This window comes from Bradyrhizobium sp. INPA03-11B (assembly GCF_040446015.1).
In the GTDB taxonomy this organism is placed as follows: Bacteria; Pseudomonadota; Alphaproteobacteria; order Rhizobiales; family Xanthobacteraceae; genus Bradyrhizobium; species Bradyrhizobium macuxiense_A.
On sequence record NZ_JASGSR010000023.1, the window covers coordinates 16469 to 32129 of the forward strand.

At 65.9% G+C, this 15661-nt stretch carries 10 protein-coding genes and 1 riboswitch; of the genes, 6 read left to right on the forward strand and 4 right to left on the reverse strand.

The features are described from left to right. Window positions 1–77: 77 nt before the first annotated feature. Together QMZ05_RS12055 and QMZ05_RS12060 are read right to left on the reverse strand one after the other, a co-directional pair. The gene (locus QMZ05_RS12055; protein WP_353700937.1) at window positions 78–995 is read right to left on the reverse strand and encodes an MBL fold metallo-hydrolase; all 918 of its coding nucleotides are present in this window, start codon (window positions 993–995) and stop codon (window positions 78–80) included. Between the two features lie 459 nt (window positions 996–1454). Further along, on the reverse strand, window positions 1455–2654 hold the full coding sequence (locus QMZ05_RS12060; RefSeq protein ID WP_353700938.1) for a TrmJ/YjtD family RNA methyltransferase: 1200 nt from the start codon (window positions 2652–2654) through the stop codon (window positions 1455–1457). A 357-nt stretch (window positions 2655–3011) separates the two neighbouring features. Here QMZ05_RS12060 and QMZ05_RS12065 point away from each other — a divergent pair, with 357 nt between their 5' ends. The 3 genes from QMZ05_RS12065 to QMZ05_RS12075 all read left to right on the forward strand — a co-directional run bounded on the left by QMZ05_RS12065 (window position 3012) and on the right by QMZ05_RS12075 (window position 6687). Next, window positions 3012–4739, forward strand: a complete 1728-nt coding sequence (locus tag QMZ05_RS12065) for an alpha/beta fold hydrolase (protein WP_353700939.1) — start codon at window positions 3012–3014, stop codon at window positions 4737–4739. Window positions 4740–4934: 195 nt separating this feature from the next. Beyond that, entirely contained in the window at window positions 4935–6149 is a 1215-nt protein-coding gene (locus QMZ05_RS12070) for an NADP-dependent isocitrate dehydrogenase (protein WP_050423623.1), read from the forward strand. Between the two features lie 37 nt (window positions 6150–6186). After that, entirely contained in the window at window positions 6187–6687 is a 501-nt protein-coding gene (locus QMZ05_RS12075) for a DUF3455 domain-containing protein (RefSeq protein ID WP_353700940.1), read from the forward strand. 1 nt (window position 6688) lies between these two features. On the opposite strand, the gene QMZ05_RS12080 is transcribed toward QMZ05_RS12075, so the two are convergent. Together QMZ05_RS12080 and alaS are read right to left on the reverse strand one after the other, a co-directional pair. Next, the gene (locus QMZ05_RS12080) at window positions 6689–7939 is read right to left on the reverse strand and encodes a cyclic nucleotide-gated ion channel (RefSeq protein WP_353701000.1); all 1251 of its coding nucleotides are present in this window, start codon (window positions 7937–7939) and stop codon (window positions 6689–6691) included. An 11-nt stretch (window positions 7940–7950) separates the two neighbouring features. Beyond that, window positions 7951–10623, reverse strand: coding sequence for an alanine--tRNA ligase (gene alaS / locus QMZ05_RS12085; protein WP_353700941.1), 2673 nt, complete (start codon window positions 10621–10623; stop codon window positions 7951–7953). A 202-nt stretch (window positions 10624–10825) separates the two neighbouring features. Then, window positions 10826–10917, forward strand: a riboswitch (glycine riboswitch). Between the two features lie 141 nt (window positions 10918–11058). On the opposite strand from alaS, the gene gcvT reads away from it, so the two are divergent. Genes gcvT through gcvP form a run of 3 tightly spaced genes read left to right on the forward strand, consistent with a single transcriptional unit; the run spans window position 11059 to window position 15473 of the window. Continuing rightward, complete coding sequence (gene gcvT, locus QMZ05_RS12090) at window positions 11059–12204, forward strand: glycine cleavage system aminomethyltransferase GcvT (RefSeq protein ID WP_353700942.1); 1146 nt, start codon at window positions 11059–11061, stop codon at window positions 12202–12204. Between the two features lie 19 nt (window positions 12205–12223). Further along, a complete protein-coding gene (gene gcvH, locus QMZ05_RS12095; protein WP_021077888.1) occupies window positions 12224–12589 on the forward strand; it encodes a glycine cleavage system protein GcvH in 366 nt (121 codons plus the stop codon). A gap of 10 nt (window positions 12590–12599) precedes the next feature. Further along, window positions 12600–15473, forward strand: coding sequence for an aminomethyl-transferring glycine dehydrogenase (gene gcvP / locus QMZ05_RS12100; protein WP_353700943.1), 2874 nt, complete (start codon window positions 12600–12602; stop codon window positions 15471–15473). The last annotated feature ends 188 nt before the right edge of the window (window positions 15474–15661 follow it).

The following is a 15661-nucleotide window of genomic DNA, read 5'->3' on the forward strand; positions in this document are numbered from 1 at the left end:
TCGCGCGGCAAGTACAGCAATGGATTGCTTCGTCGCTATCGCTCCTCGCAATGACGAGGTTGATAGGTTCACACCCCTCAGTAGTCCCAGAACGCCGGGACCCAGCGGAAGGCCTCGCCGGCGACGGCGACATGGCCGATCGATGGGAACGGCATATGCGTCGCCACCAACAGTTCGCCGCTCTCGGCCAGCTCCCGCAACAGGCGGATCCGAACGCGCGCCGCCTCCTCGGGGTCGTGCTCGAAGCCGTTGTACCATTCGGGTTGGTCGAACCCGACCGCGAACACCGCATCGCCGGCGAATGTGAGCGCCTCGCCGCCGGATGCCATGCGAACCACGCTGTGCCCGGGGGTGTGGCCGCCGGTGCGACGGACGACCACGCCCGGTGCCACTTCGTGCTGCTCATCGAAGGTCCGCAGATTGTCACGGTACTCGTTCGCGAACCGCTTGGCGGTCGTCCGCAGCGCGTCCGGGAATCCCTGCGGCATGTCGGTCTGGGAGAAATCCGGCGCCTCCCAGAACCTGACCTCGGCGGCAGCCACGTGGATCCGCAGGTCCCGACGCAGCTTCTGCTTCACGCCGTCGACGAGCAGCCCGCCGACATGGTCCATGTGCATATGGGTCAGCACCACGTCGGTGACGGACGCAAGGTCGATGCCGGCGGCCTCTAGTCGCTTGACGGTCTGCCCGGCCCTCGGCAGGTGCAAGTCAGGATCCGACCCGAGCCCAGCGTCGATCAGGATGGTTTTCCCGCCGCTGCGGACCATCACCACGTTCAGCGCCCAGTCGAACGCATCCGGCGGCAGGAACATGTCGTCAAGCCACGCCGCGCGGACCGCCGGATCGGCATTGTGAGCCAGCATTTTGGTTGGGAGCGGCAGCACGCCATCGCTGACCACCAGCACGTCAATCTCGCCGATCCGCAGCGCGTAGCGCGACGGAACCAGCTCTTCGGGCTTCGATCTGACGGCGTCTGAGGGGTTGTGTAGGTTCATGTCTGTCTCCTGCTGACCGACCACGCCGAAGTGAGGCGTGGTTGCGGGTGAATGGACAGACGTTTAGCGAGCCAGCCCTGCCGCCGCCCCAGAGCGATTGTCGTTGTTGCAGAGAGATTGCGGATGATGACGGCAGCAGCTAGCTCGGAATCGCAGCGGATGCATGACTCACCGGCCGCGCAGCATACCCGGTGTCGTCCCTGCCAAAGCAGGGACCCATAACCACCGATGGTCATCGTTGAGCGATGCTGGAACGATGAGTCCCGTTCACAACGGGGGCGCGGAATATGGGTCCCTGCTTTCGTAGGGACGACGCGCGGAAAGAGTATTGTAGTCATTCCGGTGTCATCGCCCGGCCCGACCGGGAGAGATCCAGTACGCCGCGGCTTCTCGGCTCAAGCGCTGCTGTCTCTGGAATACTCACTCGCATGCGCGGGCGATGACACCGAATATGACGGTTCACTTCCCCTGCTGAAGCCCCGCCTCCAGCCGCACCAGCTCACCGTCGAGATCGCGTTCGACATCATCCACCTTGATGTCGACCACCCGGTAGTCGCGCGCCTCGAGCCAGGCGCGGCGCTTGGCGCGGTCGGCGGCGATGGCCTCGCTCTCGTTGGCGTTGACCAGCTCGATCGCGGTCCGATGCACGAAGGAGACGAAGTCGGGGATGTGGCGGCCGACCGGGGTCTGGCGCTTGAACTGGCCGGCGAAGCGGCGGTCCCGGGTCAGCGCCTGCCACAGGATCCGCTCGGCGTCGGTCGGGTTGCGGCGGAGCAGCCGGGCGAGCCCGCGCACGGTACTGCTGCTGTCGGCGACAGCACCGCCCTGCCCCTGCTCGGCGAGCAGCGCGCGCAGCCGGGTGGCCTGGGCGCCGTCGAGCACGCCACCCTTGGCCGGGCCCTTGCGACCTTCGGCGATCGCCATCACCACGCCGTGCAGCGTGTGCATGTCCTGCTTGGTCGGGTCCATCCGGGTGAAGATGTTGCGCAGGTTGACCAGCATCGTGTCGCGCTTCTCGGCCGGACGCAGGAACTCGACTTTGTCGAGCTCGGCGACGAGATTGTCGAAGAACGCCTGCATCTGGTGCTGGGAGGCCGGCTCGGACCGTTCGGGCATCGCGAACGGCAGCGCACCCGCGGTCGAGAGCTTGAACCACTCATAGCCCATCAACAGCACCGCCTGCGCCAAATTGAGCGAGGCGAAGCCCGGGTTGACCGGGAAGGTGATGATCCGGTTGGCGAGCGCGACCTCGTCGTTGGTCAGGCCGGAACGCTCCCGCCCGAACAGGATGCCGGCTCCGCCGCCGGATGCGACATGGCCGACGATCTCGCTTGCCGCGCCTTCCGGCCCGACCACCGGCTTGGCCTGGTCGTGGGCGCGGGCGGTGGTCGCGAACACCAGGGTGAGATCGGCAATCGCCTGCTCGACGGTGTCGAACAGCTCGACGGAACCGATGATGTGGTCGGCGCCGGCGGCGGCGCGCTGGGCGGCAATGTTCGGCCAGCCGTCGCGCGGATTGACGATGCGCATCCGGCTCAGCGCGAAGTTGCCCATCGCGCGCGCGGCCATGCCGATGTTCTCGCCAAGCTGCGGCTCGACCAGGATGACGACGGGACCGGCAAGGTCGTGCCTTGCCTTGGTCTTGTCGGTGCCGGACATCTCACTTCACTTTCTGATTCAACGTCTGAAGATTTTGAATCAGCTTCCGAAGCGGATGATTCAAAATCTCATGTGGAGGGCCCAAGACCGGCGTCGACGAACGTCGACCAGCTTTGCACCGGTTTTTGCGCAGGACCATTTTCTCCAAGGAGATAACAGGGTTAGCGGCGTTTGCGAATCCTCAATCGGAATCCGAGGCGCACCAGGCGAAGGCTGCCGCTTGCGCGCGCTTGGCCTTCGGGTAGGCTATCAACCACAACCAAAGCGAAGCTGTAAAGGCACGCTTGAGACGCCGCTTGAACGGCGAGGCACTTGATTCCAAGCACTTTGGGTCAAAGCACATTGGGGGGAACGACGATGCGGGGCAGATGGACGCTGGCGATTGTGGGCCTGATCTTGATCGTGGCGGGGGGCCTGCTGGCCCACTTCACGCAGACTGCTAATGGCATCCGGATCGAGGATGTCAGGTTCAAGGGCGCTAAGGGCAACACCATGAGTGCCCTGCTCTATGTCCCGGCCAATGCCACGCCGCAGCTCCCGGCGCCGGGCATCCTCGCCGTCCACGGCTACATCAATTCGCGCGAGACCCAGGACGGCTTCGCCATCGAGTTCGCCCGCCGTGGCTATGTCGTGCTGGCGCTCGACCAGACCGGGCATGGCTATAGCGATCCGCCCTCCTTCGCCAACGGCTTTGGCGGACCTGACGGCCTCGCCTATCTCCGCAGCCTGCCCTTCGTCGACAAGGAGAATATCGGGCTCGAGGGCCATTCGATGGGCGGCTGGACCGTGCTGGCGGCCGCCGCAGCTATGCCCAACGACTACAAGTCGATGGTGCTGGAAGGCTCGTCCACCGGCAAGCCGTTCGCCGCCGAGGGCACCACGAGCTGGCCGCGCAACACCGCGCTCGTGTTCGCCCAATACGAGGAATTCCCCGACCTGATGTGGGGTGTCCAGCATGCCCGCGACGTCACCACGAGCCCGAAACTCTGGGCGCTGTTCGGCACCCAAGGCGCGGTCGAACCGGGCAAGGTCTATGGCGATCCGGCCAATGGCACCGCGCGGGTGCTGTACACCCCCGCGATAACCCATCCGGCCGAGCACATCTCGCATGAGGCGATCGGCTACAGCCTCGACTGGTTCGCCAAGACGTTGAAGGGCGGCACGCCGCGCCCGGTCGATGACCAGATCTGGTTCCGCAAGGAGATCGGTACGCTGATCGCCCTGATCGGTTTCATTGCCCTCGTGATCGGGACGTTCGACGGACTGCTGGAGGCCAAGATGTTCTCCCGCCTGCGGCTGCCGGCGGTTGCTGACGGCACCATGCCGCCGCATCAGGCGGCGAGCGGCCGGCGCTGGACCACGGCGCTCATCCTGTCCGCCTTCATCCCGGCGCTGACCTATTACCCGGCCTTCGCGCTCGGCGGCACCTTCGTCACCCCGAGCGCGGTCCTGCCGCAGGGCATCACCAACCAGATCCTGGTCTGGGCCATCATCAACGGCCTGATCACTTTAGCCCTGATGCCGTTCGCGCCGAAGCGCACCAGCCGGGCCGGCCTTGTCGGTCAATCCGTCGTGATCGCGGTGATCTCGGTTGCGGTGGGTTACGCCGCGCTCTGGCTCGCCGACCTCGCCTTCAAGATCGACTTCAGATTCTGGATCGTCGCACTCAAATTGATGAGCGCGAAGCAATTCCTCATCTTCCTGATCTATCTGATTCCGTTCACGGCGTTTTTCGTCGTGGCGCTGCACGTGCTGCACCGGAATTTCTCGACCATGGATGCGCCACGCGGAGCGCTCTACCTCACCAACATCCTGGCGCTGACGTTCGGTTTCATCGTGTTGCTGGTGCTGCAATACGGCACGATGTGGCTGACGGGTAAGCTGTTCAACCCGGTCCCGGACCCCGGTTTCGTGCCGCTCTCGACCATCGTCGCGATCCAGTTCGTGCCGCTGCTGGCGATCGTCGCGGTGATCGCGACCTTCACCTGGCGGCGGACCGGATCGAGCCTGCCGGGGGCCCTGATCGCCGGCCTGTTCGTGACTTGGTACGTCGTGGCCGGGACCGCGACGCAGGTGCCATTCTAGCGGACGGCAGGTGAAGAAAACCGGTCCAGAACAGGGACCCGAGAGCCGCCGCCAGAATGGCGGTTCTCGGTGAAAAGATGGGCTGAAAGTGCATAACCGGTGCGCTTCCGCCCGTCCCCGGGCGGTGCTATAGCGCAGGCGTATTTTCCACCCCCGCCGTCAAAAGCGCGCCGTTCCCAAGAGGGCCTCCCCGTCATGGCAAAAATCAAGGTATCCAACCCCGTCGTCGAGCTCGATGGCGACGAGATGACCCGGATCATCTGGCAGTACATCAAGGACAAGCTGATCAACCCGTTCCTGGATGTCGAACTGCTCTATTTCGATCTGGGCATGGAATACCGCGATGAAACCAATGACCAGGTGACCATCGACGCCGCCGAAGCCATCAAGAAGGTCGGCGTCGGCGTCAAATGCGCCACCATCACCCCCGACGAGGCCCGGGTGAAGGAGTTCGGCCTGAAGCAGATGTGGAAGTCGCCGAACGGCACCATCCGCAACATCCTCGGCGGCGTGATCTTCCGCGAGCCGATCATCTGCAAGAACGTGCCGCGCCTGGTTCCCGGCTGGACCAAGCCGATCATCATCGGCCGCCACGCCTATGGCGACCAGTACCGCGCCACCGACATCAAGTTCCCCGGCAAGGGCACGCTGTCGCTGAAGTTCGTCGGCGAGGACGGCACCGTGATCGAGCGGGAAGTGTTCAAGGCGCCCGGCGCCGGCGTCGCGATGGAGATGTACAATCTCGACGACTCCATCATCGATTTCGCCCGCGCGTCGCTCAATTACGGCCTGCTGCGCAACTACCCGGTCTACCTCTCGACCAAGAACACGATCCTCAAGGTCTATGACGGCCGCTTCAAGGACATCTTCCAGGACATCTACGACCGCGAGTTCAAGAAGGAATTCGAGGCCAAGGGCCTGACCTACGAGCACCGCCTGATCGACGACATGGTGGCCTCGGCGCTGAAATGGTCCGGCGGCTATGTCTGGGCCTGTAAGAACTATGACGGCGACGTGCAGTCCGACACCGTGGCCCAGGGCTACGGCTCGCTCGGCCTGATGACCTCCGTCCTGCTCACCCCGGATGGCAAGACGGTGGAAGCCGAAGCCGCCCACGGCACGGTGACCCGGCACTACCGCGAGCACCAGAAGGGCAAGGAGACCTCGACCAACTCGATCGCGTCGATCTTCGCCTGGACCCGTGGCCTCGCCCACCGCGCCAAGCTCGACAACAATCCGGAACTGGCGAAGTTCGCCACCACCCTGGAGAAGGTCTGCGTCTCGACCGTCGAGGAAGGCTACATGACCAAGGACCTCGCGCTCCTGGTTGGCGCCGACCAGCGCTGGCTCTCGACCACCGGATTCCTCGACAAGGTGTCCGACAATCTCGCGAAGGCGATGGCGGCCTGACGGCTGCCGTCTTGGGAAGACAGGTGCGAGCGTGACCATGGCCCTCATCAGAGCCGTCGTGCTCGCATCATTCTTGCTCACCGGGTCGGCGGCATCAGCTGCCGATCCCCTGCCCGACGCCGTCGCGGCGCCCGGCGAGTCCCCGGTGCTGTCGGTCCATGCCGAGGGCGTCCAGGTCTACGAATGCAAGCCGGTCACCGACGGCAAGCTGGCCTGGTCGTTCCGCGAACCGGTCGCCACCCTGATCGCCAATGGCCGCACCGTCGGCCGGCACTATGCCGGTCCCAACTGGGAGCATGTCGACGGCAGCGCCGTGACCGCCCGCACCGCCGGCAGCGTGCCTGGCGCGACGCCCGCAGACATTGCCTGGCTGAAGCTCGAGGTGATCTCCCACCGCGGCAGTGGCGTGCTCTCGAGCGTTGCCACCGTGCAGCGGATCAACACTTCGGGCGGCGAGCTCAGCGGCGCCTGCGACAAGGCCGGCGCCTTGAAGGGCGCGGCGTACTCAGCGGATTACGTGTTCCTGCGCCGCGACTAAACTAATCACGGATACCGCCGTCGGTCTCGCGCGGCGCCTGGGCGATCTCTGCGGCAGCAAGGTCGCCGCCGGCCGCGAGCGGATCGGCGAGCCGCGCTTCCGCCGTCTCCCGGACATGGGCCGCGAGTGCCGGCATGCGCTCGATCAGGGCATGGAAGTCCTGCGCATCGAGCAGCAGCAGCTTGGTCTTCCGCATCGCCGTCACCGTGCCCGACCGGTTGGTTCGCCTGAGTAGCGCGATCTCGCCGAAGAACGTGCCGTCGGCGAGCCGCACGCGCTGGCTCGGCAGGTCGATCTCGACCTCGCCGGCGGTGATGAAATACATCGACGACGCCGCATCGCCGCGCCGCACCAGCACCTCGCCGGCCTCGATGGTCTGCGACCGCAACAGCCGCATGATGTCGGCGATGTCGGCGGCGTTGAGATGCGAGAACAGCGGCACCCGCGCCAGCATGCCCCAGGTCACGACGAAGTCGCGGCGCCGCACCTCGTCGGCGAACGCGGTCGAGATGATCGCAACCGGAAGCGCGATCATCGCAAACCCGACCACGATCGCAACCACGGTGACGATCCGCCCGAGCGGCGTCACCGGCACGACGTCGCCGTAGCCGACGGTGCCGAGCGTCACGATCGCCCACCACATCGCCTGCGGCATGGTGCCGAACTTGTCGGGCTGCACCTTGTGCTCGATGGCATAGAGCAGCGCGGCAAACAGCAGCACCGCGCCGGTCAGGATCACGACGCAGCCGAACAGCGTACGCCGCTCGGCATGCAGCGCCGCGAGCAGCGAGCGCATCGCGGTCGAATATCGCACCAGCTTCAGGAACGGCAGCATGCCGAACAGCACCAGCGCGGTCTTGTCACCGATCGCGAGCGCGATGGCCGACGGCAGGAACGCCAGCAGGTCGATGAGACCGAGGGTCGAAAGCGCGTATTCGAGCCGTGCCCGCAATGGCGTCATGTCGCGCAGGGAATGGCCGACCACGCTCCAGAGCCGCGCGGCATATTCCAGCGCGAATGCGGCCACCGCCGCGATCTCGACGGTCGTCAGCAGCCATCCGAACTGCGCGTCGATCTCGGGTACCGAGGCGAAGATCGCCGCCAGCACGTCGACGGTGATGATCGCGACGATGATCCCGGCAAACCGCGAGCCGCCCGAATGCGGCAGATCATCGCGCTCGAGCAGCTCGTAAAGACGATTGCGCAGTCCGGGATCGCTGATCGTGGGCTTGAACGGAGCCGTCGCCACGATCAGCTTCTCCGTCAGGCGCCGGCCATCGCTTGCTCGATCGCCGACAGCGCGGCGTCCGCCTTGGCGCCGTCGGGGCCGCCGGCCTGCGCCATGTCGGGCCGGCCGCCGCCGCCCTTGCCGCCGAGCACCTCGGAGCCCTTGCGGACCAGCTCGACCGCGTTGAAGCGCGAGGTCAGGTCGGCGGTGACGCCGACCACGATGCCGGCCTTGCCGTCCTCGGTAACGCCGACGATCGCGACCACGCCCGAGCCGATCTGCTTCTTGCCGTCGTCGACCAGGCTCTTCAGGTCCTTGGTCTCGACGCCTTCAACCGCGCGCGCGAGCAGCTTGACGTTGCCGACCTCGCGAACGGCTGAGGCAGCACCGTTCGATGCTCCGCCGCCGCCCATCGCGAGCTTCTTCCGGGCATCCGACAGGTCGCGCTCGAGCTTCTTGCGCTCTTCCATCAGGGCTGTGATGCGCGAAGGCACGTCCTCGATCGTGGTGCGCAGCTCGGCCGCCGCGGTCTTGGCCAGCGCCATGGTGTCGTTGGCATGCTTGCGCGCGTGACGCCCGGTCAGCGCCTCGATGCGACGGACGCCGGAGGCGACAGCGCTCTCGCTGGTCACCGAGATCAGGCCGATGTCGCCGGTGCGGCGAACGTGGGTGCCGCCGCAGAGCTCGACCGACCAGCCGAGCGCGTTCTGGCCGTGGTCGCGGGCGCTCTTGCCCATCGAGACGACGCGGACCTCGTCACCGTATTTCTCGCCGAACAGCGCACGCGCGCCGGCCTCGCGAGCGTCGTCGACGGCCATCACGCGGGTCGTGACTTCGTCGTTCTCGAGCACGACATCGTTGGCGATGTCCTCGACCCGGGCGAGCTCTTCTGGCGTGATCGGCTTCGGGTGCACGAAATCGAAACGCAGGCGATCGGGCGCGACCAGCGAGCCACGCTGCGCGATGTGATCGCCGAGCACCTGGCGCAGCGCCTCATGCAACAGATGCGTTGCCGAATGGTTGGCGCGGATCGCCGACCGGCGCGCATGGTCGACCTCGAGCTGCAGCGCGGTGCCGACGTTCAGCGTGCCCTGCTCCACCGTGCCGACATGCACGAACAGATCGCCGGCCTTCTTCTGCATGTCGGTAACGCGGAACTTGACGCCCTCACCCGTGAGCACGCCGATGTCGCCGACCTGGCCGCCCGACTCCGCGTAGAACGGCGTCTGGTTCAGCACGATCGCGCCGCTCTCGCCGGCCTTGAGAGCATCGACCTCGGCACCGTCCTTGAGCAGTGCCGTCACCGCGCCTTCCGCGCTCTCGGTCTCGTAGCCGAGGAATTCGGTTGCGCCGAGCTTCTCGCGCAGCGGAAACCAGATGGTCTCGGTCGCCGCCTCGCCGGAGCCTGCCCAGGAGGCGCGCGCCTTCTCGCGCTGCCGCTCCATCGCGTCGGTGAACGCCGCCTGGTCGACACTGATGCCGCGCGACTTCAACGCGTCCTGAGTCAGGTCCAGCGGGAAACCGTAGGTGTCGTACAGCGTGAACGCGGTGTCGCCGTCGAACATGTCGCCCTTCTTGAGGCCGGCGCTCTTCTCGTCGAGGATCGACAGGCCGCGCACCAGCGTCTTGCGGAAGCGGGTCTCTTCGAGCTGCAGTGTCTCCTCGATCAGCTTCTCCGCGCGCACCAGATCCGGATAGGCCTGGCCCATCTCGCGGACCAGCGCCCAGACCAGGCGATGCATCAGCGGCTCGCTCGCGCCCAAGAGCTGCGCGTGGCGCATCGCACGGCGCATGATCCGGCGCAGCACGTAGCCGCGGCCCTCGTTCGACGGCAACACGCCGTCGGCGATCAGGAACGCCGACGAGCGCAGATGGTCGGCAATCACGCGGTACGACGCGACGTCCTGCTCGTTCGGTCCATGGCCGAGCGCCGACGAAGCCGCCTCGATCAGGTGGCGGAACAGATCGGTCTCGAACACGCTCTCGACGCCCTGCAGGATGCAGGCCATGCGCTCCAGGCCCATGCCAGTGTCGATCGAGGGACGCGGCAGCGCCACGCGCTCCTCCTTCGTCACCTGCTCGTACTGCATGAACACCAGGTTCCAGAATTCGAGGAAGCGATCGCCGTCCTCCTCCGGGCTACCGGGAGGTCCGCCCCAGATGTGCTCGCCCCGGTCGATGAAGATCTCCGAGCACGGACCGCACGGGCCGGTGTCGCCCATCGCCCAGAAATTGTCCGAGGTCGGGATGCGGATGATGCGGTCGTCCGAGAAGCCTGCGATCTTCTTCCAGTAGCCCGCCGCCTCGTCGTCGGTGTGGTAGACGGTGACGAGCAGCTTGTCCTTCTTCAGCCCGAAATCCTTGGTGATCAGATTCCAGGCGAGCTCGATCGCGCGCTCCTTGAAGTAGTCGCCGAACGAGAAGTTGCCGAGCATCTCGAAGAAGGTGAGATGGCGCGCGGTGTAGCCGACATTGTCGAGGTCGTTGTGCTTACCGCCGGCGCGCACGCACTTCTGCGACGTCGTGGCGCGCTGATAGCTGCGCTTCTCGACGCCGGTGAAGACGTTTTTGAACTGCACCATGCCGGCATTGGTGAACATCAGGGTCGGGTCGTTGCGCGGCACCAGCGGCGACGACGCCACGATCTCGTGGCCGTTCTCCTTGAAGAAGTTCAGAAATGTCGACCTGATGTCGTTGACGCTGCTCATGTTCATCCAATCGGAAAAAGGGGCCGGCCAGCCGCAAAAAGGCGTCATTTTCCGGCCGAACGCTTTTAGACATTGCCAGCTGCGGTGTCCAGAAACTGTGCAGGCGGATCATGGGCTTGCCGCGGCAGCACAAAGCCCCATTGGATAGTTGTTGCAGCTGCGTTGACAGTCTTGGTGGCGCCGTGTTTTCTACCTACCTGTTACCCGTCACGTCGGGAGAGACCGGCCTTAGCCGCCGGCGCCGAAGGAGCAACCGCCCCGGAAACTCTCAGGCAAAAGGACCGCGTGACGTCTGACATCTGGAAAGAGGCGCTGGGGTTCTCCCCGATTGCGTCCGCCGACGGGATAATACTCTCAGGCACAGCGACAGATGGGGCTTTCTGCAGGTTTCTCAAGGGGAAATGGGTCCCCGATGGGAACCGCGAGGGCCCTGTGATGCTTGCGCACGAAACCTCCCCGCTGAAACAGACCCCGCTGCACGCGCTGCATCTGGCGCGCGGCGCCAAGATGGTGCCGTTCGCCGGCTACGACATGCCGGTGCAATACACGGCGGGCGTGCTCAGGGAGCATCTGCACACCCGCAAGGACGCCGGCCTGTTCGAGGTGTCCCACATGGGACAGCTCGTGCTGAAGGCCAAATCCGGCAAGGTCGGCGACGCGGCGCTGGCGCTCGAAAAACTGGTGCCACAGGACATCGTCGGCATCGCGCCGGGACGGCAGCGCTACACGCAATTCACCAATGACGACGGTGGCCTGCTCGACGATTTGATGGTGGCGAATTTCGGCGATCACCTGTTCCTGGTGGTCAATGCGGCCTGCAAGGCCGAGGATGAGGCGCATCTGCGCGCGCATCTCTCCGATAGCTGCGAGATCGTGTCGCTGGCCGACCGTGCGCTGATCGCGCTGCAAGGCCCGAAGGCCGAATCGGCACTGGCAAAACTTTGTGCAGATGTCAGTTCGATGAAATTCATGGATGCCGGCCCGCGCCGCGTCGCCGACATCGACTGCTTCGTCTCGCGCTCCGGCTATACCGGTGAGGACGGCTTTGAGATTTCAGTGCCGGCCGACAAGGCCGAAGCCCTGGTCACTGCGCTGCTCGACAATCCCGACGTGCTGCCGATCGGCCTCGGCGCGCGCGACAGCTTGCGGCTCGAAGCCGGGCTCTGCCTCTACGGTCACGATATCGACACCACGACGACGCCGGTCGAAGGCGCGCTGGAATGGTCGGTGCAGAAGGTCCGCCGCAGCGGCGGCGCCCGCGCCGGCGGTTTTCCGGGCGCCGACAAGATTCTTGCGCAATTCGCCGACGGCGCCGCACGCCGCCGCGTCGGGCTCAGGCCGGAGGGCCGCGCGCCGGTGCGCGAAGGCGCCTTGCTGTTCGCCGACCCGACCTCGACCGAGCAGATCGGCAAGGTGACCTCGGGCGGCTTCGGCCCGAGCCTCAATGCGCCGGTCGCGATGGGCTATCTGCCCACCGCCCTTTCCGCGGTCGGCACCACTGTTTTCGCCGAAGTGCGTGGCCAGCGGCTGCCGCTGAAAGTCGCCGCCACGCCCTTCGTCCCCAATACCTACAAACGCTAAACGCCAAAGGATCGATCCCATGACGACGCTGTACACGTCCGACCACGAATGGCTCCGCATCGAGGGCGATGTCGCCACGATCGGGATCACCGATTATGCGCAATCGCAGCTCGGCGACGTCGTGTTCGTCGAACTGCCCAAGGTCGGCCGCAGCCTGAAGAAGGCCGAGGCCGCTGCTGTGGTCGAATCCGTCAAGGCCGCCTCCGACGTTTACGCGCCGATCACCGGCGAGGTGATCGAGGTCAACGAGGCGCTCGCCGCCGAGCCCGCGCTGGTCAACTCGGATGCCGGCGGCAAGGCCTGGTTCTTCAAGCTGAAAATTGCCGACAAGGGCGAACTCGGCGGCCTGATGGATGAGGCCGCCTACGCCGCGCACACCGCCTGAGGATGATGCCATGAACGCGCCCTTCAAGCCGATCAACGAAGCCGCCACCGATTTCGTCCGCCGACACATCGGACCGTCACCGCGCGACATCAACGCGATGCTGGAAACGGTCGGCACCGCGAGCCTGCAGGCGCTGATGGGTGAGACGCTGCCGGCGTCGATCCGCCAGAAGGCGCCGCTCGATCTCGGCCGCGCGCTGAGCGAGACCGAGGCGCTCGCGCATATGAGCGAGCTCGCGGCGCAGAACCAGGTGTTCACGTCGCTGATCGGCCAGGGCTATTCCGGCACCATCCTGCCCGCGGTGATCCAGCGCAACATCCTCGAGAACCCGGCCTGGTACACGGCCTACACGCCGTATCAGCCGGAGATCAGCCAGGGCCGCCTCGAGGCGCTGTTCAACTTCCAGACCATGATCTGCGACCTCACCGGGCTCGACGTCGCCAATGCCTCGCTGCTCGATGAGGCGACCGCGGCGGCGGAAGCGATGGCGCTCGCCGAGCGCCACTCGCAGGTCAAGGCGAAGGTGTTCTTCGTCGACAAGGAGGTGCATCCGCAGACGCTGGCGGTGATGCGCACACGCGCCGCCCCGCTGGGCTGGGCGCTGGTGGTCGGCGATCCCCTCACCGATCTCGACAAGGCCGACGTTCTCGGCGCGCTGCTGCAATATCCGGGCACATCGGGCGCGGTGCGCGACCTCCGGCCGGCGATCACATCGCTGCGCGCCAAGGGTGCGCTTGCGATCGTCGCCGCGGACCTGCTGTCGCTGACGTTGCTGACCTCGCCTGGCGAACTCGGCGCCGACATCGCAATCGGCTCGGCGCAGCGGTTCGGCGTCCCGATGGGTTACGGCGGACCGCACGCCGCCTACATGGCGGTGCGCGACACGCTGAAGCGCTCGCTGCCCGGCCGCATCGTCGGCCTCTCGGTGGATTCGCGCGGGGCACCGGCCTATCGCCTCGCGCTGCAAACCCGCGAGCAGCATATCCGCCGCGAGAAGGCGACCTCGAACATTTGCACTGCACAGGTGCTGCTCGCCGTGATCGCCTCGATGTATGCGGTCTATCACGGCCCCGAAGGCCTGACCCATATCGCTCGCGGCGTGCATCGCCGTGCCACTGTGCTCGCTGCCGGCCTGCGCAAGCTCGGCTTTACGCCGACCAGCGAGGCGTTCTTCGACACCGTGACCGTCGAGGTCGGCGCAAAGCAGATCGAGATCGTCTCGCGCGCGCAGGCGGAACGGATCAATCTGCGCATCGGCGCAACCACGCTCGGCATCGCGCTCGACGAGACCACAACGCCGGAGACCGTCGAGGCGGTCTGGCGCGTGTTCGGCGGCAAGCTCAGCTTTGCCGAGATTGAGGGTAGCGCAAGCGAGATGCTGCCGAAGGAGCTGCGGCGCACGAGCGCGTTCCTCACCCATCCGGTGTTCAACACCCACCGCTCGGAGACCGAGCTGCTGCGCTACATGCGCAAGCTCTCAGATCGCGACCTCGCGCTCGACCGCGCGATGATCCCGCTCGGCTCCTGCACCATGAAGCTCAACGCCACCACCGAGATGATTCCGCTGACCTGGCCGGCGTTCGGCAATCTGCATCCGTTTGCGCCCGCCGATCAGGCCAAGGGCTATCATGCGCTGTTCAAGCGGCTCGAGCAGTGGCTGTGCGACATCACCGGCTATGACGCGGTCTCGCTGCAGCCGAACTCCGGCGCGCAGGGCGAATATGCCGGGTTGCTGGCGATCCGTGGCTACCATCTCGCGCGCGGCGAGCCGCACCGCAAGGTGTGCCTGATCCCCTCCTCCGCGCACGGCACCAATCCGGCGTCGGCCGCGATGGTCGGCATGGACGTCGTGGTTGTGGCGTGCGATGCGCGCGGCGACGTCGACGTCAACGATCTCCGCGCGAAAGCCGAGAAGCATTCCGCCAATCTCGCCGCCGTGATGATCACCTATCCGTCGACCCACGGCGTGTTCGAGGAGCATATCAGCGAGATCTGCGACATCGTCCACGCCCATGGTGGACAGGTCTATCTCGACGGCGCCAACATGAACGCGCAGGTCGGGCTGTCGCGGCCCGGCGATTATGGCGCCGATGTCAGCCATCTCAACCTGCACAAGACCTTCTGCATCCCGCATGGCGGCGGCGGCCCCGGCATGGGCCCGATCGGCGTCAAGGCGCATCTTGCGCCCTATCTGCCGGGCCATCCCGCAACCGATGGGGCAACCGCACACGCCATCGGCCCGGTGTCGGCCGCGCCGTTCGGCTCGGCGTCGATCCTGACCATCTCCTACATCTACATCCTGATGATGGGCGGCGAAGGCCTGACGCGCGCCACGGAGATTGCGATCCTCAATGCGAACTACATCGCGGCGCGGCTGGAGGCGCACTTCCCGGTGCTGTACCGCAACGAGCGCGGCCGTGTCGCGCACGAGTGCATCGTCGACCCGCGGGCGCTGAAGACGACCAGCGGCGTCACCGTCGACGACATCGCCAAGCGGCTGATCGACTACGGCTTCCACGCGCCGACCATGAGCTTCCCGGTGGCGGGTACGCTGATGATCGAGCCGACGGAATCGGAATCGAAGTTCGAGATCGACCGTTTCTGCGACGCCATGATCGCGATCCGGGGCGAGATCGCAGACGTCGAGAAGGGCCGCTGGAAGGTCGAGGCCTCGCCGCTGCGCCGGGCGCCGCACACCGTGCACGACATCGCCGACGATGTGTGGGACCGGGCCTACACCCGCGCCGAGGGCTGCTTCCCCGCAGGCGTGTCGCGCTCCGACAAATACTGGAGCCCGGTCGGCCGCGTCGACAATGTCTACGGCGACCGCAACCTGGTGTGCTCGTGCCCGCCGATCGAGGATTACGCGCAGGCCGCGGAGTAACGGGCCTCCGTTGTGTGATGTTGTAGCAACCCTCAAGCGGGGATGGTTGCTACGAGGTCCAGTTCAAAACGTCGAAAACAACCCCATGCACAGTAGGGATTGGGGCGACTGGTCATCCGCCGGCACTAGATCCAGTCGGTAGGGCGGGTAGAACCAACGGGTCCGCGATTCGGCTATCGCGCGGAATG